This window comes from Ruegeria sp. CDSA141 (assembly GCF_059612005.1).
The window spans coordinates 283,163-305,705 of the sequence record NZ_JBXWPT010000002.1 but is presented as its reverse complement, the minus strand read 5'-3'; the positions used below and the strand labels follow the sequence as shown (position 1 = coordinate 305,705).

The window sequence follows — 22,543 nt, the reverse complement described above, 5'->3', positions numbered from 1 at the left end:
GGCGATATGGCGCTTTGGTGGGAATATTTCCTATATTGAGAGTCAAGTCAAACAACACCCGAGACGATCCGATGCAGGATTTTCACACGACCAACCCCATAGGCCATGTCGACTTTGTCGGCGCTGGGCCCGGTGACCCCGAGTTGCTGACGCTCAAGGCGCTGACTGCGTTTGAGCAGGCGGATGTGGTGCTGCACGATCGCCTCGTCAGCAAACCAGTGCTGGACATGGCCGCTCAAAAGGCCGTTTTGGTCGATGTCGGCAAGGCCGGGTTCGGCCCCTCGTGGAAGCAGAGCGATATCGACGCGCTTCTGGTCGAATACGCCCTGAATGGCAACCGTGTGGTCCGCCTGAAATCGGGCGACCCCACGGTCTTTGGTCGTCTGGACGAAGAAATCGAGGCCATAGATGCGGCCGGTATATCCTGGCAGATCATTCCCGGCATCACAGCGGCCTCTGCTGCCGTGGCTGGCATCGGTCAAAGCCTGACCCGCCGCGGACGCAACTCGTCGGTTCGATTTTTGACGGGACACGACATGCAAGGATTCGCAGATCACGATTGGAACGCTTTAGCTCAGCCGGGTTCCGTCGCAGCGATCTACATGGGCAAGAAATCCGCTCGGTTCATTCAGGGTCGTCTGATCATGCACAGCGCAGATCGCGCCACGCCCATTACTCTGGTCGAGAATGCCTCGCGTCCGGACCAGCGGATATTGGCCACCACGTTGGACCAATTGCCCACCGATCTGGCCGCCGCCGAAATGGATGGACCGGCCCTGACCTTCTATGGCCTTGCCCCGCGCGAAGCTGCGCAGGTTGTAACCGAATTCAACAAGGAGCTTGCCTGATGGCCCGCGCTTTTTCCCCCAAAGTCGTCACTGCAAATGACTTGCTCGAAGGCGACGTGATTTATCTGACCGAAGATGTCCGCTGGTCCCGTGACCTGAGCGAAGCAGAACTGATCACCGACGAGGCACATGCGCAGGTTCGCCTGCTGGATGCCGCGCGTCAGGCAAACAAAATCGTGGGCGCCTATCTGGCCGATGCCGTTGCTGGCGAAAACGGTCCCGAACCCACCCATTTCCGGGAAGACTTCCGCCGCACTGGTCCGTCCAACTATGCCCACGGCAAACAGGAAACTTCCCCGCAGCCCCGGGCCTGACCTCTGGCCCTTCTCTCTCCCCTTCTAGGCCCCAGGTTCGGGGCTGCAACCAAGGACAGCTAGAAATGTATCGCTACTCCGAGTTTGACAAAGATTTTCTGGCAGAGCGTAACGCGCAGTTCCGCGCTCAGGTCGAGCGCCGTATCGACGGTTCGCTGACCGAAGACGAATTCAAACCCCTGCGCCTGATGAACGGTCTGTATCTGCAACTGCACGCCTATATGCTGCGGGTCGCCATTCCCTACGGCACGCTGAACAGCGCACAAATGCGCCAACTGGCCCTGCTGGCTGAAAAGTGGGACAAGGGCTATGGCCACTTCACCACCCGTCAGAACATCCAGTACAACTGGCCTAAACTAAAAGATGTGCCGGACATGCTGGACGCATTGGCCGAGGTTGGCATGCATGCCATTCAGACCTCGGGCAATACCATCCGCAACGTGACCGCCGACCATTTCGCCGGTGCCGCAGCGGATGAGGTCGCCGACCCGCGCCCTTACGCCGAACTGCTGCGCCAGTGGTCCACCGACCACCCGGAATTCCAGTTCATGCCGCGCAAGTTCAAGATCGCGATCACTGGTTCGGAAAACGACCGTGCTGTGATCAAAGCGCATGACATCGGCCTGCAACTGGTCGAGCGTGACGGCGTTCTGGGTACTCGTGTCATCGTCGGTGGCGGCCTGGGCCGGACGCCCATGATCGGCAAGGAACTTTCCGAATTTGTCGCATTCGATGATCTGCTGGCCTATCTGGAGGCGACCGTTTCCGTCTGGAACCAGATCGGACGCCGTGACAACAAATACAAAGCGCGCATCAAGATCACCGTGCACGAGCATGGTATCGACGCCATCCGCGCCAAGGTGAACCAGCGTTTCCTTCAGGTACGCCCGCAGTTCAAAGGCGCGGATATGAACCTGCTGGAGGAGATCAAGGATCATTTCGCGCCACCAGCCTACCGTCAGGCTTCGGTTGCGTCGTTCGAAAGCGCCTACACCAACGATCCGGTCTTCCGCTCGTGGGTCGACACAAACATCGCACCACACAAGAACGCGGACCACGCAATCGTCACGATCTCGATCAAGAAGCATGGCCTGACACCGGGTGATGCAACTGCCGAGCAGATGCGCGTGATGGCCGATCTGGCCGAAGAGTTCGCTTATGACGAGCTGCGCATCAGCCATGAGCAGAACGTGATCCTGCCGCATGTCCACAAATCGGACCTGCCTGCCATTCATGCGAAGCTGAAGGAACACGAACTGGCCACCGCCAATATCGGCCTGATCAGCGACATCATTGCCTGCCCCGGCATGGATTACTGCGCGCTGGCAACGGCCCGCTCGATCCCGGTTGCTCAGGAAATCGCGACCCGCTTTGAGGATATGAAGCTAGAGCATGACATCGGACACCTGAAGATCAAGATCTCGGGTTGCATCAACGCCTGTGGCCACCATCATGTGGGCCACATCGGCATCCTGGGTCTGGATCGCGCGGGCGTCGAAAACTACCAGATCACTCTGGGTGGTGACGCAACCGAGACAGCCGCGATCGGCGACCGCACCGGTCCGGGCTTTGCCTATGATGAGATCGTGCCGGCCGTGGAACGCATCGTCGACACCTACCTGGATCTGCGCGAGAGTGCTGAAGAGACCTTTCTGATGACCTATCGCCGCGTCGGCATGGCCCCATTCAAGGCCGCCCTCTACCCCGAGGCTCGGGCGAATGCCGCTTGACCTGATCCAAACGGAACTGGGCAAAGATCGAAGCGACCTGACCGAGAAGGTCAACGCATTGAATGCCCGGTTTCGCCACCACAGCGCACATGATGTGATGCATGGTGCCATTGAAGAGATCGACGAACTTGCTCTGGTCTCCAGCTTCGGTGCGGAATCGGTGGTGCTGCTTCATATGGCTGCGGTGGTCGACAAGACGACACCGGTGCTGTTCGTCGACACCCAGATGCTGTTCACCGAAACGCTGGAATACCAACAGGAAGTCAGCGAGCGTCTGGGGCTCAAGAACATCAAGATCATTCGGGCGGATGACGAAGACATTCGACGTGAAGACCCCTATGGCGCGCTGCGTACGCGCGACATGGATGCGTGCTGCAACCTGCGTAAGACATTCCCGTTGCAACAGGCATTGACCGGGTATTGCGGCTGGATTACCGGGCGAAAACGGTTCCAGTCCGGAACGCGCGCCGCGCTCGAGTTTTTCGAGGTCGAAGACGGTACGGGCCGGATCAAGGTCAATCCGTTGGCCCACTGGGCGCCGGACGATGTGCGCGCCTATATGGAAGAAAACAACCTGCCCCGGCATCCGCTGGTGGCCAAAGGATACCCATCGATCGGCTGTGCGCCCTGCACCTCGCCGGTGAAGGAAGGCGAAGACCCTCGTGCCGGACGCTGGCGCGATCAGAACAAGGAAGAATGCGGCATTCATTTTGTCGACGGCAAGATGGTGCGCATCGGAGAGAAAACATGAACGTAATCGTAACGGATGAGGGCTTTTCGCCCGATGACTGGACCGACGGCTTTGTCACTCTGGACGATGCCGCGAACGACGTGGTTGCGCTGGACGTCAGCTCGGACACGGATCCTGATGAACTTTATGATCGGTTGGGCAGTGCCAGGCTGGTCCGGGTGGATTTTCCATCCTTTGCCGATGGTCGCGGCTTTACCATCGCCCGCGCCCTGCGCCTGAAGGGCTATACGGGACGCTTGCGCGCCAAAGGTCACGTTCTGGCTGACCAATATGCCATGGCGCGTCGCAGCGGCTTTGACGAAGTTGAGATTGACGAAGACCTGGCAGATCGCCAGCCCGAAGATCAGTGGCTTTCCCGGGCCAACTGGAAAGAGAACAACTATCAGGCCCGTTTGCGCGGTTAAAAGGCGCACATCGCCAGCTTGTGACACAAAGGGGGCAATCTGCCCCCTTTTCCTGACTTGGATCAACGATTAAACGGAGATGTCGGTTTAGCAGACCGACAGGTAAACGATGACAGAGATGAAGCACGTGAGCGAAGCAACTGCCGTAAAGGCCCCCGTCCTGCCGGACGCGCAAACCGTAACCGAGGTCAAACACTGGACCGACAGCCTGTTCTCTTTCAAGGTGACGCGCCCCGCCACGCTGCGTTTCCGCTCGGGCGAGTTCGTGATGATCGGTCTGCTGGGCGATAATGGCAAGCCATTGCTGCGCGCCTATTCAATCGCCTCGCCTTCGTGGGACGATGAGCTCGAGTTCTATTCGATCAAGGTGCAGGACGGCCCGCTGACTTCGAAGCTTCAGCATATCAAGCCCGGTGGCCAGATCATCCTGCGCCCAAAGCCGGTTGGCACTTTGGTGCATGACGCCCTGCTGCCCGGCAAGCGTTTGTGGTTCTTTGCAACCGGCACCGGCTTTGCCCCGTTTGCTTCGCTGCTGCGTGAACCGCAAACATATGAAGATTATGACGAGGTCATCATCACCCACACCTGCCGCGAAGTGGCCGAGTTAGAATACGGCCGCCAATTGATCGACAGCATCCGCCAGGATGAAATGCTGGCCGAGCTTATTGGCGAAGGCTTCGCTGACAAGATCCGTTATTACCCGACGACAACGCGCGAAGAGAGCCCCAAGATGGGCCGGATTACCGACCTGCTGAAGGATGGCACCGTGTTCAGGGATCTGGGCATAGGAGGCGGAATCAAGCCCGAAACCGACCGCGCGATGGTCTGCGGTTCGCTGGCATTCAACCTGGATATCAAGGAAATCCTTGAAGGTTTTGGTCTGCGCGAAGGCGCGAATTCCGAACCCAAGGAGTTTGTGATCGAAAAGGCCTTTGTCGGCTAAAGGTAGGTTGCGTTCGGAGCTTTGTGGCCCCGAACGCAAAAAACACCGGACAAAACACTGTTTTTTCGCAACTGCCGGTGTTTATGCCGCTTGAAGTGCGGCCCGGCCCGGTTTAAATTCCGGGCTCGAAATTCTGCAATTATCAAAGGAATGAACCCATAGCTCGCAGACCTCACAACGCGCCGCCACAACGTGACACCGGCCCGCGCGTCAATGACAAGATCCGTGCCCCCGAAATCCGCCTGATTGGCGCCGAAGGTGAAAATGTCGGGGTGGTTCATCCCGCCAAAGCCATGCAGATGGCCGCCGATGCCGGTCTTGATCTGGTCGAAATTTCGCCCAATGCGAACCCACCGGTCTGCAAGATCATGGACTTCGGCAAATTCAAATATGAAACGCAGAAACGCGAAGCCGAAGCCCGCAAGAAGCAAAAGATCATCGAGGTGAAAGAGGTCAAGTTCCGACCCAACACCGACACGCATGATTACGATGTAAAGATGCGCAACGTATTCAAGTTTCTGGAGAACGGCGACAAGGTGAAAGTCACCCTGCGCTTCCGTGGCCGCGAAATGGCACACCAGAACCTGGGCCGCGAATTGCTGGAGCGTGTCGCTGAGGACATCAAAGAGCTGGGTAAGATCGAAAACATGCCGAAAATGGAAGGCCGTCAGATGATCATGATGATCGGCCCCCTTCCGCAGAAATAACCCGGCCCAAATACCGAAACGATCAAAGCCCCTTCGCCTTCGAAGGGGCTTTTTTAAGTCGCTTTCCTGCTTTTCAACCAATGAGCCGCATCCCTGAAGTCGAACACCAACGATGTGATGTCGACGATCAGAAGCAACCAAAGAAAGCGAACAAAGGCGGGGCTTAGGAATTCTTCTGACATCAGCAGAAGCGTCACGATGATGACCAGCGGCACCCAGCACAGAACGTGCGGCAAGGCAATCGCGCCGCTCATCCCGCGGGCAGCCACCATGATCGGTACGTTCAACGCCATGCCCGCAATTGCAAGTAAAGCAATCAGATGCCCCTGTGGCTGATCAAGAAAGGCCAGCGGAAACAGGTTAACCGGCACCAAAAAAGCGGCCAGCCAGATCTGCACACACAAAGGAAGCGCTCGGAAACTGCGCCAGATATCCAGCACCATGGACTTCGCCCCATACTGATACTTGGCCGGCGACATTAACAAACGTGCTGCGGGCGAACAGGGCATTCACAGTATTGTCAGAGCACTGCTGAAAGAGCGCGTTCCAGTTTTCCGACAAGCTCGCCTATCTGTTCTTCTTCTATAATGAAAGGCGGCGCGAACAGGATATGGTCTCCGTTCCGACCATCCCTGGTGCCCGCCATGGGATAACAAATCAACCCCTCGGCAAGTGCTGCCTTCTTTAGCTTTCCGGCAATGCCCAGCGATGGATCAAATGGTGTCTTTGCCTCACGGTCTGCCACCAGTTCCACACCACGGAACAGGCCACGGCCCCGCAGGTCACCCACATTCGGGTGCTGTCCAAACGCGGCCTCCAGGGCGGATTGCAATTTGGTCCCCATGACCCCGGCGCGCGTTGGTAATTCACGTTCGGTCAATTCACGGACCACCGCAAGGGCGGCTGCCGTGGCCACGGGATGGCCGACATAAGTGTGACCATGCTGGAAAAACCCTGATCCATCACGGATCGCATCATATATCTCGCCCGTGCACAACATCGCCCCGATCGGTTGATAGCCTGCGCCCAACCCTTTGGCGATGCACAGAATATCCGGTGCGACGCCATCGTGATCGCAGGCAAACAGATGACCGGTGCGCCCCATTCCACACATCACCTCATCCAGAATCAGCAACACTCCGTATTGGTCGCAGATTTCGCGGATGCGCTTGAAATACCCCTGAACCGCCGGAACCGCGCCAAGGGTAGCGCCGACGACAGGCTCGGCCATAAAGGCCATCACAGTGTCAGGCCCCAGCCGCAGGATTTCCGCCTCCAATTCATTGGCGACGCGTTGGCCGTAGTCAAAGCTGCTCTGGCCCTCAGGTTTCTCGGCGTATTCAAAACAGGCCGAAATATGTGTCATATCGATCAGCATCGGAGCAAACTGTGCCCGTCTCCAGGCGTTGCCACCAGCTGACAAAGCCCCCAGCGTGTTGCCATGGTAGCTTTGCTTGCGAGCTATGACATGACGACGTTCAGGCTGACCAACCTCCAGGAAGTACTGACGCGCGAGCTTGATCGCCGCTTCGGTCGCTTCGGACCCGCCCGAGACGAAATACACCCGGTCCAGGTCCCTGGGAGCATACTGGATCAACAGATCCGCCAATGCTTCAGCCGGTTCGGACGTCATGAACCCGGTATGTGCAAAGGCGATCTTTTCCACCTGCCGTTGCACCGCCTGTATCACCGCCGGGTTCGAATGCCCCAGACAAGACACTGCCGCGTCGCCGCAATCCAGATACCGCTTGCCGCTGGCATCGATCAGATAACAGCCATCTCCACCCGCCGCGATGGGAAGGTCGGATTTTGTGTGGCGCGGGAAAACATGACTCATGTTTCAGTCCTTCCAAGAGTTTCAACCAAAGCAGCGACCGAAGCCGCGTTATCCGCCCACGGTGCGCCACCTGGACCCGTTAAGCTGTTTTCAAATCCGACCCGCACGTCGCCACCGCGCCGCGCAGCCTCGGCCAGACAGGCATGTTCCTGCGCCCCAAAAGCGCATACCATCCAATTTGACCGACTGAAGGGAAACACATCCAGATCCGCAGGGTCAGATTGCTGACCTTCGCTATACCGACCGAGCACAAGCAAACGGTCTGTCTGATCCGCTTTCACCACGCCTTTCAATTGCCAGTCTTCAAGCAAGTCCACGTCTTTCGCGTCATATAGAATATGCTGAACCCGCGTTCCCTGATCCGCGCACAACGCGTAGACCCGAGGCGCAACAACAGGATCTCGCGCGATCTCTCTGACCGAAATGGATGCCCATTCTGGTTGAACCTTCTTCAGGCACTCAAATTGCGCTGTGACGTCGAAAACTCCTGCCGACTCGGTTGTGATCTGAACATCCATACCCGGCGCCGCACGCTGCAATTCGGTCAGCGTCTCGCGATACAATCCGGCATCCAGCGAATGGTTGCCTTCAGCATTCCGAACATGCAAATGCACGCCGTTCGCACCCGCCGCATAACAGCCACGTGCAGTCATGATGATCTCGTCCGTTGTGACTGGCAGCGCCGGGTGATCCCGTCTGCCCCGCCGGGCGCCGTTTGGTGCGACCAGAATATACGGCCTGCCAGAGGCTTTTGCTGCGTTCGATGTCATGAGGTCCTCTTATCCTGCCTCCAACTAATGCGATCACCTTACGTTTTCAATTTACCCATATAAAAACATATGTTTTATATTTCACATGACGCACCCTCTCACCTCCTTGGTTACGCAATTGCGCCGCGAGATCGATGAGATGCCGGCGCAAATGCAGGTCGCCGCGAAATACATCATCGATCATCCCGGCGACTTCGCATTGAATCCAATCCGAACCACCACCGATCGCATCGGCATCAGCTCGAATGTTCTGATCCGGCTGGCGCAACGCATGGGATATGACAGCTTTGACGCTTTTCGACGTCCGTTTCGAAACGCTCTGACAACCGACGGCGAAGACAGGTTTGGGCAAGACTGGCTGGAACACCTAAAGGAACAAGGGCAGTTTGGTGCGGCGCAGGCACGATTTGCGCAGAACGAAATAAATGTCGTGTCCAGATCGCTGCGGCTCATGGCCCCCCATTTGACGGAACAGGCCGTCGCGCACATCAGATCGGCGCGCCGCTGTTATGTGACTGCCACACGGTCCAGCCATGCGCTGGCCTATTATTTTCACTACGCCGGTCGCATGGCCCATCCCGGGCTTCAGTTGGTGCCCCGCCACATGGGCTCGGCCATCGACGACCTAGTCGAAGCCACCGCCGAGGATTGTCTGTTTGCCATCACGGTTCACCCCTATTCCGCCGACACGATTCAGTCGATGCGCTTTGCGCGCGACCGGTCGATGCGTATCGTGTTGCTGTCGGACAGCAAGGTTATCGCGCCGGGGGTGGAACCGGATGTCGTCCTGCCTGTCAGCACACGAACCCTGCACCCGTTTTCAAGTTTTTCAGGGGCAATGGCCGTCTTGGAGTGTCTGCTGGGGCATCTGTTTGACGCTGGGGGAGAGGCCGCCAGAGAGAGAGTGGAAGCCTATCAGAAGGCGCGGGAAGATACCGGAGCGTACTGGCGCCCCGGCGTTTTGCCAAAGCTCAGAAAACCTTAAACCAAATCATTCAAAGCTTCTGGGTCCAACAACAGAATTCGGCTCCGTTCAGGATCAGCGGCGGATTATTCTTTTCGTTTGGCGCGGGGTTGAGGTCTGGTCGGGATTTCCTTCAACAATCCCCCGACACCCATTCCGGCAATATTTGCCCCGGTCGTTTCGATCCCGCAGGCAATACGCGACAGAACCCAATCCGCCCCGTTCAATGCCGGAGATCGCGCGCACCCGGGCAACCCAATCACTGGTCGATCCTGCATCGAACCCAGAAACAGCAGGTTTCCCGGATCAACCGGCATACCGAACCGATCCACCTGCCCGCCGGCAAGCCGAACAGCAGATGGGGCAACATCATCAGGATCCGACGTCGCGGATCCGGTCAGGATCATCAGCAAATCACCAGCAGTCCTGGAAACCGCCTTGGCCAGTGCATCCACGCGATGCGGTACAATCTGCACATCACACAAATCCAGACCCAAGGCTTCGGTCCGCCCGCGAATGGCGGCGATCCCCTTTTCGTTGGAGGGGCCACCGGGGATATTCGTAACGATCAAACCTGCCGTCTTGTGAACGGGCTTTGCCAGACGCACGGCCCCTTGCGCCAGATTGGCGGCCCGCCGAACATCAGCTTTTGGCACGGCATATGAGATGACCTTGATGGTGGCGACCATGCCCTTCGGACCCATCTGCTGGTATTGCGGAACCGTCGCAACCGTAATCATCGGGTTGACCCGGTTGAACATCTCCAGTGCGTCCACATCCAGAACTGCCACGCCCGGCGCGTCCGCCAACAGGTTGACCCGGCCGGTAAACGCATCGGTCACGCGCAGATTGGCCGACGCCGCATCTGGCGCAAGAGCTGCGGCCAAGGTGCGTGCGGCTTCATCTTCATGGCAATCACCGGGTTCAAGGCGGGCAACGATCACGTCACTGATCCCCGCCTGCGTCAGCTGTGTCACATGCTTTGCCTGCAACGACAGTCCTTTACGCAGTTTTCTCCCGTCCGCCGTCACCGAATGAGCCAGAATGGCACCTTTTGCTTCGGAGACTGCTACCGGACCAAACCTCATGCCTTGCCTCGTAGAACAGCCGTCATCTGCGCCAGAATTGCGACGGCAATCTCGGATGGCCCGGCAGCCCCGATATCCAGCCCGATTGGCCCATGAATCCTCGAGATTTGCGATTCGGTAAAACCCGCCGCTTTCATACGTTCGACGCGTTTGGAATGGGTGCGTGTCGATCCCAATGCACCAATATAGAATACACTCGCATCCAGTGCAGCTTGCAGCGCCGGATCATCCAGTTTTGGATCATGCGTCAGCAGGACAATTGCGGTGCGCGCATCCAGCCCAAGTTTTTCCACAGCCTCATCCGGCCAATCCGTTAGGATCGTTTCCCCCGGGAAACGGGCGTTGGAGGCAAATGCGTCGCGCGGGTCGATAATGGCCGGATCATACCCAGCTATGCGCGCCATCGGCACCAATGCCTGCGCGATGTGAACCGCGCCGACAATGATCAGCCGTAGCGGTGGGTTGTGTACCGCTACAAAGGTCCGGCCATCTTCTTCAAATCCAGAACGATCCATACGCAACCGTTCCGCATAGGCATTTCGGCGCAAGGCCCTGTGCCCGGTATCGATATTGACTTCATAAGCAATCGGTTCACGAGCCGCGCGGGCTGCAACCAGTTCCGCCAACATCGGTTTGGGCAGAACCTTCCCGACGGGTTCGACAAGAACGCGTATGGTTCCGCCACAGGCCAGCCCGACCGCAAAGGCGTCTTCATCGCTCACCCCAAATTCCAGCAATCGGGCCTCGCCTTCGTCAATGGCTTCAAGCGCTTCGACGATCACTGCTCCCTCGACACAGCCACCCGACACAGAGCCTTCGATCCGGCCATCGCCGCCGATCACCAGTTGGGAACCAACCCGGCGCGGCGCGCTGCCCCAGGTTTCGACAACTGTAGCAAGCGAGGCGCCGCTGCCATCGCGGTGCCACTTCAGTGCCGTTTCCGGGCTGTTGTCGAATCGTTCCATCAGAACCTCCAGACGTCGTCTGTTTCCCAACATAAGCAGGATTGGCCTGATGAAAAGCGCAACGCCCTTACCAAAATGTCTATGTTGAGCTTTGTGAGCCGATATCAATGCTCGAACTGTATTCAAGAAATCACAGCATTGATTGTTAGTGCCACGGGTTTTAGCCTGCGCGTGCAGCCGGCCAAGTGACCGAGCCGCATATCAAACACATTTTTGGAGACAAGCAGTTGAAACATTTTCTTGCACTGGGCGCAGTGGTTGGCCTTTTGACTTCAACCGCAGCGTGGGCTGACACATTCGAACGTTACGGAGAAGTAGCAGGCTGGAAAGTCTTCATCGACAACGAGAAGAAATCCTGCCTGATCGAGGCCGTGGACGATGCGGAAAACGTCGTTCAGATGGGCCTGACCGAAGATCGCGGCGTGGGATATGTGGGGGTATTCACCAAGGCGGAGACCGACATCAAACGTGGCGAGACACAAGAAGTGGCCATCTTGATCGGGGACAACATCTATCTGGGTGAAGCCACAGGCATGAAAGGCAATATCACCAAGGGCTATTCCGGTGGCTATGTCCTGTCAGACAGCCCTCAATTCGCGGATGATCTGGCCAAGAAAAAGGTCATGATCGTGTTCCCCGAAACGTCATACGCTTTCACAGTCGATCTGACCGGCACATACAAAGCCATGGAAATGGCCCGTAAGTGCAATGAAGAACAGTTGTCATAGGCGACTATTCGGAAAGCGCGGCCAACAGCCGTGCTTTCTGCCCCTGGTCATCGGGTTGTGAGATCACGGAGGCCAGATCTTCGAGCGAGGCTATGGAATGCCCTGCCCTGAAACTGTCGACATGGGGCAGCATGGCCGCCACCCCCTGAGCCTTGGGGGCAAACCCGTCCCAGCGCAGTAGCGGGTTCAGCCAGATCAGGCGTTTTGAGGACAGGTGCAGCCGCTCAACCTCTTTCTCCAGCCTCTCCGGTTCACCCCGCTCCAATCCGTCGGTGATCAGCAGAACAACGGCCCCCTGCCCCATGACCCGTCTTGACCAGTCTCTGTTGAACTGATGCAGACAGTCGCCGATGCGCGTGCCCCCTTCCCAATCCTGCGCCTCGGCCCCGGCAGCTGCAAGAGCTGCGTCAACGTCCCGCTGACGTAAGTGGCGGGTAATGTTGGTCAGGCGCGTGCCGAAAGTGAAAGCATGAACCTTGGCCCAACCTGCCCCCTTAGCGTTCGATATCGTGTGCAGGAAGTGCAGGATGGCACGGCTGTACTGGCTCATTGAACCTGAGATGTCGCACAGGGCCACAAGGTTTGGCCATCGCGGTTTGGGCTCTAGCCGGGCGATATCGCGCAACTCTCCTCCTTGCCGCATGGCTGCTCGCAAAGTGCGGGCACGGTCAATGCGGTGCCCCAGATGGCTGGATTGACCTCGTCGGGATTCGATGGGCTTGACCGGCAGGGTCAACCGCGCCAAAACGCGCTTGGCTTGCGCGATTTCGGCGGTGCTCATCTGTTCAAAGTCCAGATTGCGAAGACGCTCCTCGGACGATGCCGTCTGCGTGGCGTCAATCTCGATTTCAGTTTCGCCTTCGTCTTGTGCCGCCAGCTCGGGCGTGTCGTGTTCGACGCCATCCAGAAGGGCCTCAGCCGCGCGTTTTTCGCCAGCATCCGCCTTGCGATCCTCCTGCACGCCCCGAATGGCGGGAAGCATCATGGCCATCATGTGCTCCATGTATCGCGGGTCGCGCCAGTACATTCGGAAGACTTGCGCGAAGACCGTGCGATGTTCGGGACGATTCACGAAACAGGCGTGTAGCGTCCAGTAGAAATCCCGTTTCTCGGTAAAACCCGCGGCTTGCACCGCGCGAATTGCGTCAATCACCCGCCCCGGACCAATGGGCAGCCCCGCCTTCCGCAGCGCGCGGGCAAAATGGGTAATGTTCTGCGCCAGCTTCGGGTTGTCGGGAATCTCCAGCGGGATTTGCTCGGCCATAGCGCGTCAGGCCGGTTCAAGCGTCGCTTTGGCCTCATCCAGAATGCGCTTGGCCTCAGACCCTTGCAGCTTCTGGATGTCGTCCTGGTATTTCAGGATCGCACCCAGCGTATCACCGATCACCTCGGGGCTGAGGTTCATCACGTCCAGCGCCAGCAGACATTTGGCCCAGTCAATGGTTTCGGCCACGCCGGGTTTCTTGAACAGGTCCTCGGTGCGCAGACGCTGAACGAAAGCCACAACTTCGCGGCTGAGCGCATCGGCGGCCTCGGGCGCGCGCGCGTGCAGAATTTCGATCTCACGTTCGAAATCGGGATAATCGACCCAGTGATACAGGCAGCGGCGCTTGAGGGCATCGTGCACTTCGCGGGTCCGGTTCGACGTGACAATCACAATGGGTGGTTCGGGGGCTGCAACAGTGCCCAGTTCAGGGATCGTGACCTGAAAATCACTGAGAGCTTCCAGCAGAAAGGCTTCAAACGGTTCATCGGTCCGGTCCAGTTCGTCGATCAGAAGAACCGGCGCTCCGTTTTCGTCCGGGCGCATTGCCTGAAGCAGCGGGCGTTCGATCAGGTATTCATCCGAAAACAGTTCCGCCTGCAACGCGCCTCGGTCGGCTCCGCCCGAAGCTTCGGCCGTTCGGATCGCGACCATCTGCGCCGGAAAGTTCCATTCGTAAACGGCCGTGGACGCGTCCAGACCTTCGTAGCACTGCAATCGGATCAAACGGCGATTCAGACCGGATGCCAGCGCCTTGGCGATTTCCGTCTTTCCGACACCTGCTTCACCTTCCAGAAACAACGGGCGACCAAGCTTCAGCGAAAGGAACACAACCGTGGCAAGGGCGCGCCCGCAAACATAGCCCTGACTTCCCAGCATCTGCTGCACGGCATCAATGGAATTAGGCTGCGTCATGGAACCTCTCTCTTCTTCGCGGATAAACAGGTCACGCAAGCGCCCTTGCGTCAAGGCCTTACCCCCTGCCTGAGCTACGACGTTCCGGTTGGTTGACAAGTTTTTTCGGCAACTCGTACTGCGCTGGTTGGTCTTTCGGGGCAGCTATGCTAGCGGAAGATCATGACTGATACCCTCACCATCCGCCGCCCCGACGACTGGCATCTGCATCTGCGCGATGGCGCCATGTTGCAGGCCGTTCTGCCCGAAACCGCACGTCATTTCGCCCGTGCGATCATAATGCCGAACCTCGTGCCGCCCGTTATACGCGGGGATCAGGCTGCCGCTTACCGCGACAGGATCCTGGCCGCCTTGCCCGACGGTATGAGGTTTGAGCCGCTGATGACCCTGTACCTGACCGAGGATACAGATGCGCAGGACGTCGCTGCCGCCCATGCCAGCGGGCTGATAAAAGCGGTCAAGCTGTACCCGGCGGGGGCCACGACCAATTCGGCCTCGGGCGTGCGTGACTTTGACAAAGTGCGCCCGGTTTTGGAGAAAATGGCCGAGATCGGCCTGCCCATGTGTGTTCATGGCGAAGTCACCGACACAGAGATCGACATCTTTGACCGCGAAGACGTGTTCATCGACCGCGTTCTGGACCCGATCCGCCGGTCGACGCCGGGACTGCGCGTGGTGATGGAACATATCACCACGTCCGATGGTGTCGACTATGTCAAAGCCAACGATGCGGATCTGGGTGCGACGATCACCGCGCACCACCTGATCATCAACCGCAACCATATTCTGGTGGGCGGGATCAAACCGCATTACTATTGCTTGCCGGTCGCCAAGCGCGAGGAACACCGCCAAGCCCTGCTGGCTGCTGCAACGTCGGGTGACGCGCGGTTCTTCCTGGGCACGGACAGCGCTCCGCACACGGATGCCAACAAGGAAATGGCCTGCGGCTGCGCGGGGTGTTTCACTGCGACAAATACCATGTCTCTGGTGGCCGAGATGTTCGACCGCGAAGGTGCTCTGGACAAGCTGGAGGCGTTCGTCTCGCTCAACGGGCCGGGCTTTTACCGCCTGCCTGTGAACGAAGAGACGATTACCCTGACCAAGGGCGAACCGGTTGAATACCCGTCAAAGATCGACACGGACGATGGACCTGTCACGGTGTTCGACCCGGGCTTTCCACTGCACTGGCGCGTGGCTTAACCCGCCATACGTTCAGCCAGATCACGGACGCGACCTCCGGTGCGCAGCATCGACCAGATCGCGTCCGCCTCATCCGTCCCGATCAGCTTCGATGCTTTGACGCGTACACGATCCTCGCGGTCAGATAGCGACATTGGGGTCATCAGGTCATGCGTTGCCTCGCGGCGAACACCGTCGCGACGCAGAAAGGCCAGATGCGCCTGCGTTTCCGACAGGCTTTCATCCGCTTCGACCGTGATGCGGTCTTGCAGAGACGTCATGCGCGGGTCCGCGCAGACCTTGTCGGTGTAGCTGCCCGGCAAAGCCGTATCATACCCCAGCGCCTGCATCGCGATGACCGTTCGGTAAGAGAATTTTGCCCCCAGCCCGGTTGTGGGCGACAGCTGATTGCAAACGCTCATCCATCGGGGATGGGTTTTGATTTTGAGCTCGGCCACTTCGGGTTCCGCAATGTCCAGAGCGCGTGCCGCTTCCAACGCCGCGTGCAGGCCGTGACAACAGGCGTGGAACTTGTGGCTTACCGTTTCGAACAGCCATTCATCGCCCAAACCATCCAGCGCGTTTTGATCCGCTGCACCCTGATGGGTCGCGCCAAATCCGTACGTGCCTTCCAACGCGTCGGCGTTGGCCTGAAATCCACGCTGAACAAGCAGAGCCGTCTCAACCCCGGCCGAAGCGGCTAGCCCGGCATTGTAAGGCTTGCCCATGGTTCCGAACTGGGCCTTCAGCCCAGCCGCGCGCGTTGCTGTCAAACCCAATACGGACCGCATCTGGGTTTTATCCAGTCCTAGCAACCGACCGACGGCGACGGCAGCTCCGAATGCACCGGATGTCGCTGTCTGATGAAACCCGGCCTGATAATGGCCCCTGCCCAGCCACAGGCCGACACGGATTGAAGTTTCCATCCCGACCAGCGCGGCTTCGAGTAAGTCAACCAGAATGCGGTCATCCCATTCGGCTACGGCAAGGACGGCAGGTAGAATGGCAACTGAAGGATGCCCGATATGCGCAAAATGCGTGTCGTCGTAATCCAGCGCATGGGAAACAGTTCCGTTCACCAAAGCTGCGCCGCGCAATGGGGCCGCGCCTCCGCCGAACAGATGGGCCTGAGCGTTCCCGCCCTCGGCTAGAACCATATCGCGAACCGTACAAGACACGGGCTCAGACGCCCCAGCACGACCAACTGCAACCCAATCCAGAACAGACAAAGATGTGACAACCCTCGCCTGAGCTGTCGTTGAAACCGGGCCCGCCGCGAAGGTGGCCAATGCTGCTGTGAAATCCGTCATGGGCGCAGTCTAGCGTGCGCCCTTGCAGGGTAAAGGCCTAGCCGTAGAGTTCTTTCGCACGTGCCTCGAAGGCGCGCACAATCCGCTGCATGGCTTCGTTGAACACAACCCCGATAATCCCTTGCAGAATGGCGTTCTTGAACTCAAAATCCACATGGAACGAGATGTTGCAGCCCCCATCGGGCGCGTCCTCGAACTGCCAGTCGGATTTCATGTATTTGAAAGGTCCGTCGAGATATTCGGTGTCGATCTTTTTCTGATCGGAAAACAGAGTCACCCGGCTGCCGAACCGTTCGCGGAACACTTTGAACGAGATGACCAGATCGGCCTCCATCACCTCGGCCTCACCAACCGCATAGGTCTTGCGGATCCGGGCCGCGGCGCACCAGGGCAGAAACTTGGGGTAACTGCCTACATCCGCAACAAGATCATACATCTGCTGGGCTGTGTATGGCAGGTGGCGGGTTTCCGAATGGATTGGCATGATGTCCGGTATTTGCAGGTGACAATGGCGCGTCATGTCGTATGTTGCGCGCCAAAGATCAAGGGGGCTGCGATGACTAACCGCGCATATGTGATAGATGAGATGATCTCGGCCAAGGCCATCGCCGCCCGAATCGAGGAGTTATGCCGCGAGATAACGGATGAGTTCGGCGATACGGACAAGCTGGTCGTCGTGGGATTGCTACGCGGCAGTTTCGTCTTCATCGCCGATCTGGTACGTGAGCTGGATCTTCCCATCGAGGTAGATTTTCTTGAGGCATCCTCTTACGGTGATGCGATGGAAAGCAGCCGGGAAGTCCGCATTCTCAAAGACTTGCGCGGCGCGATTGAAGGTCGTGACGTGCTTGTTGTCGAAGATATCGTCGATACGGGCCACACACTGAACCATGTCACCAAGTTGCTTCAAAGCCGCAAGCCCTCTCGTTTGAAGTCCATTGCGTTGCTCGACAAACCCAGCCGTCGCGAAGTTGATTTCCGGTCAGACTGGATTGGCTTTGAAATTCCGGATGAATTCGTCGTGGGCTACGGGATCGACTACGCTCAGCGCAACCGCAACTTGCCCTTTATCGGCAAGGTTCGGTTTACCGAGGACTAGATGCACTTTTGTCGGGCAGTTTGAAGCTCAGCTTTGCACGCTAAATTCAAAGATCCGAATAATAATAGACAAGCTAAATTGTGTCCGATTACTCTCCTTATCAACTTAGGGGGATTATCGATGAAGCGGATTGTTGCGACAGCTGGTGTCGTTATGGCGATCGTGGCACTTGCAAGTTCGGGTGCTGCAAAGGACAACAAGGGCAAAGGGCAAGGTGCCAATAAAAACAAGGTAGAGAAATCTATCAAGTCAAACGGCAAAGCTGTTCCGCCCGGTCAAATCAAAAGATATACGCGTGGCCAGAAGTTGCCCGATGATCTGAGTTTCGATTACATTGACGACCTCGGAAACTGGAAGCTTGAGCCGTTGGGACCCGGCCAGCGCTATATCCGGGTAGATGATGAAATTCTCTCGATATCTGATGATACGAAGACAGTTATAGAAGCCGTTGGAATCGTTGGTGATCTGGTCAATTAAGTGGATCGCGTCTAGCAGGTTTTGTGAAGCACGATATCAATCGCACTCAGAAAAATCCCGGTTCCAATCGGAATAAGCGCATCCGGGAAGTCATAGTCCGGGTTGTGCAGTTGCGGATGGTCCTGCCCCGCCCCCAACCAGAACATGGCCGCCTTGGCGCTTTTGCCGAACTGGCCGAAATCTTCGGAAAAACGCTGTGGCTGATCGACCAGCATGCAGGCGACGTCCTGATCGGCAAAGGCCTTTGCCAGAACCGTATCAGCTTCGGGATCATTGACACAGGCATCGAACACCTCGTCATAGCTGATTTCCACCGCCAACCCTTCGACCTTCGCTGTTTCGGCAACCAGGGATTCGGCCTCGGCCATCAGGTGCTCCATCCGCGCGTCCGAAACCGTGCGCAGGGTCACCCATAGTTCGGCCTGCCCCGGTGCGACGCCGACTGTGCGCTCGCCCAGAGTGGCATGGGTGACTGTGGTCAGAGCGTAGTCGTCATCCAATTCACCGCCCGCCCCCAATCCGGCCAATGCCAGCATCAGCCTGGACAAGGCACCTGCCGGCGACAAGCCATCTTGCGGGGCAGCTGCATGTGACGTCTTGCCTGTCAGAACAATTTGCATCCCACGCGAGGCGCAATTCGCGGGACCTACACACAGCTCTACTGCGCCCAGTTCCAGCCCCGGCAAGTTATGCAGAGACAGCACGATGTCAGGCGAAACCTCAGCGAACTGAGGATCGGCCCGGTAAGCAATCGCACCATGTCCGGTTTCTTCGGCGGGTTGGAAAATCAGAACCACGCGGCCAGACTTCGGGCGTTGTTCCTTCAACGCTTCCGCCACCCCGAGAACCATCACCATGTGGCCATCATGGCCGCACAGATGCCCTTTGCCTGCAATCTGAGACGCATAAGCCAGATCCGAGAGTTCCTGAATTGGCAGTCCATCCAGTTCGCATCGAATTCCAACTGTGGGGCCGGGAACGTTGCTTTCGTAAACGGCAGCAACACCGTGCCCGCCAATGCCGCACAGAACCCTGTCTGCACCCGCTTGGCGCAAAAGATCAGCAACCCGCGCTGCGGTATTTTCCTCCTGCCCCGAAAGCTCCGGGTGTTGATGAAACTCGTGGCGCAAGCTGATGAGCTGCGCGATCCGCTCCGGTGTCACGCCTGCTGCAACTTTGCTTGCCGAGCCGCGTGAAGCCGGGCGAAATCGTCACCCGCGTGATACGAAGACCGGGTCAGAGGCGTCGCGGATACCATCAGGAACCCCTTGCCATAGGCCGCCTTTTCGTAAGATGCGAACTCTTCCGGCGTTACGAACCGATCCACTCCGTGATGTTTCGGAGTCGGTTGCAGGTACTGGCCGATGGTCAGGAAATCGATATCCGCCGCGCGCATGTCGTCCATGACCTGACGCACTTGCTGTTCATTTTCACCCAACCCGACCATGATGCCCGATTTGGTGAAGATGGACGGATCAAGCTCTTTCACGCGCTGCAGCAGGCGCAAGGAATGGAAGTATCGCGCACCCGGGCGGACTTCGGGATAGAGGCCCGGAACCGTTTCCAGATTGTGGTTGAACACATCCGGTTTCGCTTCGACCACAATCTCAAGGACATCCTCATCACATTTCAGGAAATCAGGCGTCAGAATCTCGATCGTGGTTTTCGGAGAACGATGACGCACCGCGCGAATGGTCTGCGCAAAATGCTCAGCCCCGCCATCTTGCAGATCATCGCGGTCCACCGAGGTGATCACCACATGGTTCAGGCCGAGTTTTTCAACCGCGTGAGCCACGCGTCCGGGCTCAAACGCGTCAAGATCGTCGGGGCGACCGGTTGCAATATTGCAGAAGGTGCAGCCGCGCGTACAAATCTCGCCCATGATCATCATGGTGGCATGGCCCTGGCTCCAGCACTCTCCTACGTTGGGGCATCCGGCTTCTTCGCAGACCGTCACCAGATTGTTGTCGCGCATGATCCGCCGCGTGTCCGCATAGCCTTTGCCGCCAGGTGCTTTGACCCTGATCCAACTTGGTTTCTTGGGCTGTGCATTGTCCGGACGATGAGCTTTTTCCGGATGGCGCTGTTCGGGGATCTTCAGATCTCGCACGGTCGTTTTCCTGACTTTGGGTCAACTCTTGTCGCTCATAACATAGACAGAAGCGCGGTGTTACACCAGCGGCGCATAGCCGCTATGCGTCGCAACCGCGCAATCGCAGAAAGCCATCATGCGCACATCAGTATTTCCGTATTAAATTGAATAATTAGCGGAATGTTGACCCTATTCGCGATCGCAGCATTTCCTCGATTGAATGCGGTTTAGAACTGTTTTAATTCACACCAAAACCACATGTGAATCACAGGAGTTTGACTATGAAATCCGGCGCAAAACTGCCCGACGTGACCTTTCACACCCGTGTCCGCGACGATTCCATCGAAGGACCAAACCCATTCCGTTGGGAAGACAAGACGACAGCTGACTATTTCGCCGGTAAGCGCGTAATCCTGTTCTCACTGCCAGGCGCGTTCACCCCGACCTGCTCGACTTTCCAGCTTCCCGGTTTTGAAAACGGCTATGCCGATTTCACGGCGATGGGGATCGACGAAATCTACTGCATGTCCGTCAACGACAGCTTCGTGATGAACAAATGGGCGCAGGATCAGGGCTTGAAGAACGTTAAGGTCATCCCCGACGGATCGGCAGAGTTCACCCGGAAAATGGGCATGTTGGTCGACAAGGACAATCTGGGTTTTGGTATGCGCTCATGGCGCTATGCGGCCATCGTCGATGATGGTGTCGTCGAAGCGTGGTTCGAAGAGCCCGGCTTGATGGATAACTGTCCAGAAGACCCTTATGGCGTGTCCTCGCCGGAAAATCTGATGAAACACCTGCGGGCGTCAGCAGAACCCGAAATGGCTTAAGCCTCAAATCCCGAGAAAAGGCCCGAATACACCGGGCCTTTTTTCTGTTCAGCCGATCAACCGGTCTCGTTCCGCCTGATCCTGATAATGTCGTTTCAATCGTTGCAAAGCGATCCGCAGAACAATCTTGCCGGATCGTGCTGACCAACCCATTCGCTTTTCCGCCAGTTCCAGTCCTTCCAGATAGCAACAGCACCGCAACGCGACATCACTCAGCCCTGGCCCCAGATCGGACAAGGCACGTGCAACCCGATCCTTGGCATCAGAAGCTTCCTTGCCCCCATGGCTTTCACTGTCAAAACTGCCTCGACCGCCTGTCGTCAGAAAGCGATCCCAGTTCTGTGGAACCTGAGGGCCGATCTGTGCCAACTCAAAGTCTTCGCGCAAGCGCTCTCCGGCGCTGACAAGGGATTCATCCAAAAACGGCTTTCCGTCACGATCCCTTCTGCGCGCCAACGCTATCAGCGGGCTTTCCGCTGCATTGTATCGAATGCGTTTGGCCCGCTCGGCGGACCCGCCCGAAGGCTTGGCCTGAAAGGAACTCAGAGCTTCGGCAAAACCAAAGTCTGTCCCGGCACGCGCCTTGTTTTCTGCCTTGGCGATCAAATGACTTAGCGCGGTTCGCCCGGCTGTGGAAATCCGATATCGCGAAATACGACCAGGATTGTCGCAGGTTATCCAGTCTTTCAAAGCCAAGGCCTGTGCGATCCTGCACTCTACGACCGCGGTTCTAGTTGCCCCTGCCTCGCCGGTGTCGCGTACGACGACAGCCTTGTCCATTTCCTCGGCCACGGCAAGGACCGAACCCGTCTCGCTCAGGCGGCGCAACACACGCAGCGCCTCGTTTTCAAACTCTTCTTCAGCGGTGTTTTCTGACCCGATTGCCGGGCCGTCGATGCAATCCGAAGGTGAAAAATGCGTCTCTGCAAGCGATTGCAAAGCCGCATCCACCAATGGATCGTCGCGGCGCATTTCGATGCGCCTAATTTGCCTGAGGATCGTCGATGCATGGCATCCGGCTGATCGAGCTATATCGCGGATCGAGCGACCGGTCTCGGTATGAGCAAGGTACCTTTGCACCCCCTCTGGAACCCATGCCGGAATGGTGAAAGCCATGTTGTTTTCCATAATTATTTGCCCTCGTCGACAAAACAAACTGCCACTTTTCGCCCTCGGAATGCGGGTTAACCAATTCTAACTAGAGGTCCATTCGTTACTCGTTCGTTAACCACACAAGGCAAGAACCAGATTTGATTAAAAAAGATAAACAGTCGTGAAACCATCGTTCGGAGGGACTCTGACAAAGGCAACACCCGCTAAGGTTGTGC

At 57.5% G+C, this 22,543-nt stretch carries 25 protein-coding genes; 13 read left to right on the top strand and 12 right to left on the bottom strand.

Features of this window, described 5'->3' with window-relative positions; translation table 11 throughout:
- The first annotated feature begins 71 nt into the window (after window positions 1–71).
- The 7 genes from cobA to infC all read left to right on the top strand — a co-directional run bounded on the left by cobA (window position 72) and on the right by infC (window position 5,697).
- Entirely contained in the window at window positions 72–848 is a 777-nt protein-coding gene (gene cobA, locus AC2FLP_RS05405; RefSeq protein ID WP_496682023.1) for a uroporphyrinogen-III C-methyltransferase, read from the top strand.
- Window positions 848–1,162 carry a DUF2849 domain-containing protein gene (locus AC2FLP_RS05400; protein WP_496682021.1) on the top strand — a complete coding sequence of 105 codons (315 nt, stop codon included), beginning with the start codon at window positions 848–850 and terminating at the stop codon, window positions 1,160–1,162. The genes cobA and AC2FLP_RS05400 overlap by 1 nt, the downstream gene beginning before the upstream one ends.
- A gap of 65 nt (window positions 1,163–1,227) precedes the next feature.
- Complete coding sequence (locus tag AC2FLP_RS05395; RefSeq protein WP_117869100.1) at window positions 1,228–2,892, top strand: nitrite/sulfite reductase; 1,665 nt, start codon at window positions 1,228–1,230, stop codon at window positions 2,890–2,892.
- Window positions 2,882–3,643, top strand: a complete 762-nt coding sequence (locus tag AC2FLP_RS05390; protein ID WP_496682018.1) for a phosphoadenylyl-sulfate reductase — start codon at window positions 2,882–2,884, stop codon at window positions 3,641–3,643. The genes AC2FLP_RS05395 and AC2FLP_RS05390 overlap by 11 nt, the downstream gene beginning before the upstream one ends.
- A complete protein-coding gene (locus AC2FLP_RS05385; protein WP_299896711.1) occupies window positions 3,640–4,047 on the top strand; it encodes a DUF934 domain-containing protein in 408 nt (135 codons plus the stop codon). The genes AC2FLP_RS05390 and AC2FLP_RS05385 overlap by 4 nt, the downstream gene beginning before the upstream one ends.
- A gap of 109 nt (window positions 4,048–4,156) precedes the next feature.
- Window positions 4,157–4,990, top strand: coding sequence for a ferredoxin--NADP reductase (locus AC2FLP_RS05380; protein WP_496682015.1), 834 nt, complete (start codon window positions 4,157–4,159; stop codon window positions 4,988–4,990).
- Window positions 4,991–5,106: 116 nt separating this feature from the next.
- The gene (gene infC, locus AC2FLP_RS05375; RefSeq protein WP_496672140.1) at window positions 5,107–5,697 is read left to right on the top strand and encodes a translation initiation factor IF-3; all 591 of its coding nucleotides are present in this window, start codon (window positions 5,107–5,109) and stop codon (window positions 5,695–5,697) included.
- A 53-nt stretch (window positions 5,698–5,750) separates the two neighbouring features.
- Here the strand turns inward: infC and AC2FLP_RS05370 are convergent, their stop codons facing one another.
- The 3 genes from AC2FLP_RS05370 to AC2FLP_RS05360 are packed head-to-tail and all read right to left on the bottom strand — an operon-like array spanning window position 5,751 to window position 8,304.
- Window positions 5,751–6,176 carry a hypothetical protein gene (locus AC2FLP_RS05370; RefSeq protein WP_299896707.1) on the bottom strand — a complete coding sequence of 142 codons (426 nt, stop codon included), beginning with the start codon at window positions 6,174–6,176 and terminating at the stop codon, window positions 5,751–5,753.
- A gap of 41 nt (window positions 6,177–6,217) precedes the next feature.
- Window positions 6,218–7,534: an aspartate aminotransferase family protein gene (locus tag AC2FLP_RS05365; protein WP_496682013.1), complete on the bottom strand. Its 1,317-nt coding sequence runs from the start codon at window positions 7,532–7,534 to the stop codon at window positions 6,218–6,220.
- The gene (locus AC2FLP_RS05360; RefSeq protein ID WP_496682010.1) at window positions 7,531–8,304 is read right to left on the bottom strand and encodes a beta-keto acid cleavage family enzyme; all 774 of its coding nucleotides are present in this window, start codon (window positions 8,302–8,304) and stop codon (window positions 7,531–7,533) included. The genes AC2FLP_RS05365 and AC2FLP_RS05360 overlap by 4 nt, the downstream gene beginning before the upstream one ends.
- An 85-nt stretch (window positions 8,305–8,389) precedes the next feature.
- Between AC2FLP_RS05360 and AC2FLP_RS05355 the strand changes: the two genes are divergently transcribed.
- Window positions 8,390–9,289: a MurR/RpiR family transcriptional regulator gene (locus AC2FLP_RS05355; protein ID WP_496682007.1), complete on the top strand. Its 900-nt coding sequence runs from the start codon at window positions 8,390–8,392 to the stop codon at window positions 9,287–9,289.
- A gap of 65 nt (window positions 9,290–9,354) precedes the next feature.
- Here AC2FLP_RS05355 and AC2FLP_RS05350 read toward each other — a convergent pair whose 3' ends face one another.
- Together AC2FLP_RS05350 and AC2FLP_RS05345 are read right to left on the bottom strand one after the other, a co-directional pair.
- Entirely contained in the window at window positions 9,355–10,356 is a 1,002-nt protein-coding gene (locus AC2FLP_RS05350) for a molybdopterin-binding protein (protein WP_496682004.1), read from the bottom strand.
- A complete protein-coding gene (locus AC2FLP_RS05345; RefSeq protein ID WP_299642051.1) occupies window positions 10,353–11,321 on the bottom strand; it encodes an XdhC family protein in 969 nt (322 codons plus the stop codon). The genes AC2FLP_RS05350 and AC2FLP_RS05345 overlap by 4 nt, the downstream gene beginning before the upstream one ends.
- A gap of 227 nt (window positions 11,322–11,548) precedes the next feature.
- Here AC2FLP_RS05345 and AC2FLP_RS05340 point away from each other — a divergent pair, with 227 nt between their 5' ends.
- Window positions 11,549–12,049 carry a hypothetical protein gene (locus AC2FLP_RS05340; protein WP_117869110.1) on the top strand — a complete coding sequence of 167 codons (501 nt, stop codon included), beginning with the start codon at window positions 11,549–11,551 and terminating at the stop codon, window positions 12,047–12,049.
- A gap of 4 nt (window positions 12,050–12,053) precedes the next feature.
- Here the strand turns inward: AC2FLP_RS05340 and AC2FLP_RS05335 are convergent, their stop codons facing one another.
- Together AC2FLP_RS05335 and AC2FLP_RS05330 are read right to left on the bottom strand one after the other, a co-directional pair.
- The gene (locus AC2FLP_RS05335; RefSeq protein ID WP_496682001.1) at window positions 12,054–13,313 is read right to left on the bottom strand and encodes a vWA domain-containing protein; all 1,260 of its coding nucleotides are present in this window, start codon (window positions 13,311–13,313) and stop codon (window positions 12,054–12,056) included.
- Between the two features lie 6 nt (window positions 13,314–13,319).
- Window positions 13,320–14,228: an AAA family ATPase gene (locus AC2FLP_RS05330; protein WP_117872772.1), complete on the bottom strand. Its 909-nt coding sequence runs from the start codon at window positions 14,226–14,228 to the stop codon at window positions 13,320–13,322.
- Between the two features lie 162 nt (window positions 14,229–14,390).
- On the opposite strand from AC2FLP_RS05330, the gene pyrC reads away from it, so the two are divergent.
- Window positions 14,391–15,428, top strand: coding sequence for a dihydroorotase (gene pyrC / locus AC2FLP_RS05325; RefSeq protein ID WP_496681998.1), 1,038 nt, complete (start codon window positions 14,391–14,393; stop codon window positions 15,426–15,428).
- On the opposite strand, the gene AC2FLP_RS05320 is transcribed toward pyrC, so the two are convergent.
- Window positions 15,425–16,717: an MmgE/PrpD family protein gene (locus AC2FLP_RS05320; protein WP_496681996.1), complete on the bottom strand. Its 1,293-nt coding sequence runs from the start codon at window positions 16,715–16,717 to the stop codon at window positions 15,425–15,427. The genes pyrC and AC2FLP_RS05320 overlap by 4 nt on opposite strands.
- Before the next feature lie 37 nt (window positions 16,718–16,754).
- Window positions 16,755–17,201, bottom strand: coding sequence for a type II toxin-antitoxin system RatA family toxin (locus AC2FLP_RS05315; RefSeq protein ID WP_117869114.1), 447 nt, complete (start codon window positions 17,199–17,201; stop codon window positions 16,755–16,757).
- A gap of 72 nt (window positions 17,202–17,273) precedes the next feature.
- On the opposite strand from AC2FLP_RS05315, the gene hpt reads away from it, so the two are divergent.
- Together hpt and AC2FLP_RS05305 are read left to right on the top strand one after the other, a co-directional pair.
- Complete coding sequence (hpt, locus tag AC2FLP_RS05310; protein WP_299642038.1) at window positions 17,274–17,816, top strand: hypoxanthine phosphoribosyltransferase; 543 nt, start codon at window positions 17,274–17,276, stop codon at window positions 17,814–17,816.
- Between the two features lie 120 nt (window positions 17,817–17,936).
- Window positions 17,937–18,293, top strand: coding sequence for a hypothetical protein (locus AC2FLP_RS05305; RefSeq protein ID WP_496681993.1), 357 nt, complete (start codon window positions 17,937–17,939; stop codon window positions 18,291–18,293).
- An 11-nt stretch (window positions 18,294–18,304) separates the two neighbouring features.
- Here the strand turns inward: AC2FLP_RS05305 and AC2FLP_RS05300 are convergent, their stop codons facing one another.
- Together AC2FLP_RS05300 and lipA are read right to left on the bottom strand one after the other, a co-directional pair.
- Window positions 18,305–19,456 carry an amidohydrolase gene (locus AC2FLP_RS05300; RefSeq protein ID WP_496681991.1) on the bottom strand — a complete coding sequence of 384 codons (1,152 nt, stop codon included), beginning with the start codon at window positions 19,454–19,456 and terminating at the stop codon, window positions 18,305–18,307.
- Window positions 19,453–20,403 (bottom strand): lipoyl synthase, encoded by a 951-nt coding sequence (gene lipA / locus AC2FLP_RS05295; RefSeq protein ID WP_496681987.1) that lies wholly within the window; start codon window positions 20,401–20,403, stop codon window positions 19,453–19,455. The genes AC2FLP_RS05300 and lipA overlap by 4 nt, the downstream gene beginning before the upstream one ends.
- Before the next feature lie 263 nt (window positions 20,404–20,666).
- Between lipA and AC2FLP_RS05290 the strand changes: the two genes are divergently transcribed.
- Window positions 20,667–21,215: a peroxiredoxin gene (locus AC2FLP_RS05290; protein ID WP_117869118.1), complete on the top strand. Its 549-nt coding sequence runs from the start codon at window positions 20,667–20,669 to the stop codon at window positions 21,213–21,215.
- Between the two features lie 48 nt (window positions 21,216–21,263).
- On the opposite strand, the gene AC2FLP_RS05285 is transcribed toward AC2FLP_RS05290, so the two are convergent.
- Window positions 21,264–22,343, bottom strand: a complete 1,080-nt coding sequence (locus AC2FLP_RS05285; protein ID WP_496681984.1) for a DUF6456 domain-containing protein — start codon at window positions 22,341–22,343, stop codon at window positions 21,264–21,266.
- Window positions 22,344–22,543 lie beyond the last annotated feature (200 nt).

Bases quoted from the DNA above. Each gene is read 5' to 3' on its own strand.
- AC2FLP_RS05385 (WP_299896711.1), top strand. From the start codon at position 3,640: ATGAACGTAATCGTAACGGATGAGGGCTTTTCGCCCGATGACTGGACC.
- cobA (WP_496682023.1), top strand. From the start codon at position 72: ATGCAGGATTTTCACACGACCAACCCCATAGGCCATGTCGACTTTGTC.
- AC2FLP_RS05395 (WP_117869100.1), top strand. From the start codon at position 1,228: ATGTATCGCTACTCCGAGTTTGACAAAGATTTTCTGGCAGAGCGTAAC.
- AC2FLP_RS05320 (WP_496681996.1), bottom strand. From the start codon at position 16,717: ATGACGGATTTCACAGCAGCATTGGCCACCTTCGCGGCGGGCCCGGTT.
- AC2FLP_RS05390 (WP_496682018.1), top strand. From the start codon at position 2,882: ATGCCGCTTGACCTGATCCAAACGGAACTGGGCAAAGATCGAAGCGAC.
- AC2FLP_RS05330 (WP_117872772.1), bottom strand. From the start codon at position 14,228: ATGACGCAGCCTAATTCCATTGATGCCGTGCAGCAGATGCTGGGAAGT.
- AC2FLP_RS05380 (WP_496682015.1), top strand. From the start codon at position 4,157: ATGACAGAGATGAAGCACGTGAGCGAAGCAACTGCCGTAAAGGCCCCC.
- AC2FLP_RS05335 (WP_496682001.1), bottom strand. From the start codon at position 13,313: ATGGCCGAGCAAATCCCGCTGGAGATTCCCGACAACCCGAAGCTGGCG.
- hpt (WP_299642038.1), top strand. From the start codon at position 17,274: ATGACTAACCGCGCATATGTGATAGATGAGATGATCTCGGCCAAGGCC.
- pyrC (WP_496681998.1), top strand. From the start codon at position 14,391: ATGACTGATACCCTCACCATCCGCCGCCCCGACGACTGGCATCTGCAT.
- AC2FLP_RS05315 (WP_117869114.1), bottom strand. From the start codon at position 17,201: ATGCCAATCCATTCGGAAACCCGCCACCTGCCATACACAGCCCAGCAG.
- AC2FLP_RS05345 (WP_299642051.1), bottom strand. From the start codon at position 11,321: ATGGAACGATTCGACAACAGCCCGGAAACGGCACTGAAGTGGCACCGC.
- AC2FLP_RS05290 (WP_117869118.1), top strand. From the start codon at position 20,667: ATGAAATCCGGCGCAAAACTGCCCGACGTGACCTTTCACACCCGTGTC.
- AC2FLP_RS05360 (WP_496682010.1), bottom strand. From the start codon at position 8,304: ATGACATCGAACGCAGCAAAAGCCTCTGGCAGGCCGTATATTCTGGTC.
- AC2FLP_RS05350 (WP_496682004.1), bottom strand. From the start codon at position 10,356: ATGAGGTTTGGTCCGGTAGCAGTCTCCGAAGCAAAAGGTGCCATTCTG.
- AC2FLP_RS05285 (WP_496681984.1), bottom strand. From the start codon at position 22,343: ATGGAAAACAACATGGCTTTCACCATTCCGGCATGGGTTCCAGAGGGG.
- AC2FLP_RS05305 (WP_496681993.1), top strand. From the start codon at position 17,937: ATGAAGCGGATTGTTGCGACAGCTGGTGTCGTTATGGCGATCGTGGCA.
- AC2FLP_RS05400 (WP_496682021.1), top strand. From the start codon at position 848: ATGGCCCGCGCTTTTTCCCCCAAAGTCGTCACTGCAAATGACTTGCTC.
- AC2FLP_RS05365 (WP_496682013.1), bottom strand. From the start codon at position 7,534: ATGAGTCATGTTTTCCCGCGCCACACAAAATCCGACCTTCCCATCGCG.
- AC2FLP_RS05355 (WP_496682007.1), top strand. From the start codon at position 8,390: ATGACGCACCCTCTCACCTCCTTGGTTACGCAATTGCGCCGCGAGATC.
- AC2FLP_RS05370 (WP_299896707.1), bottom strand. From the start codon at position 6,176: ATGTCGCCGGCCAAGTATCAGTATGGGGCGAAGTCCATGGTGCTGGAT.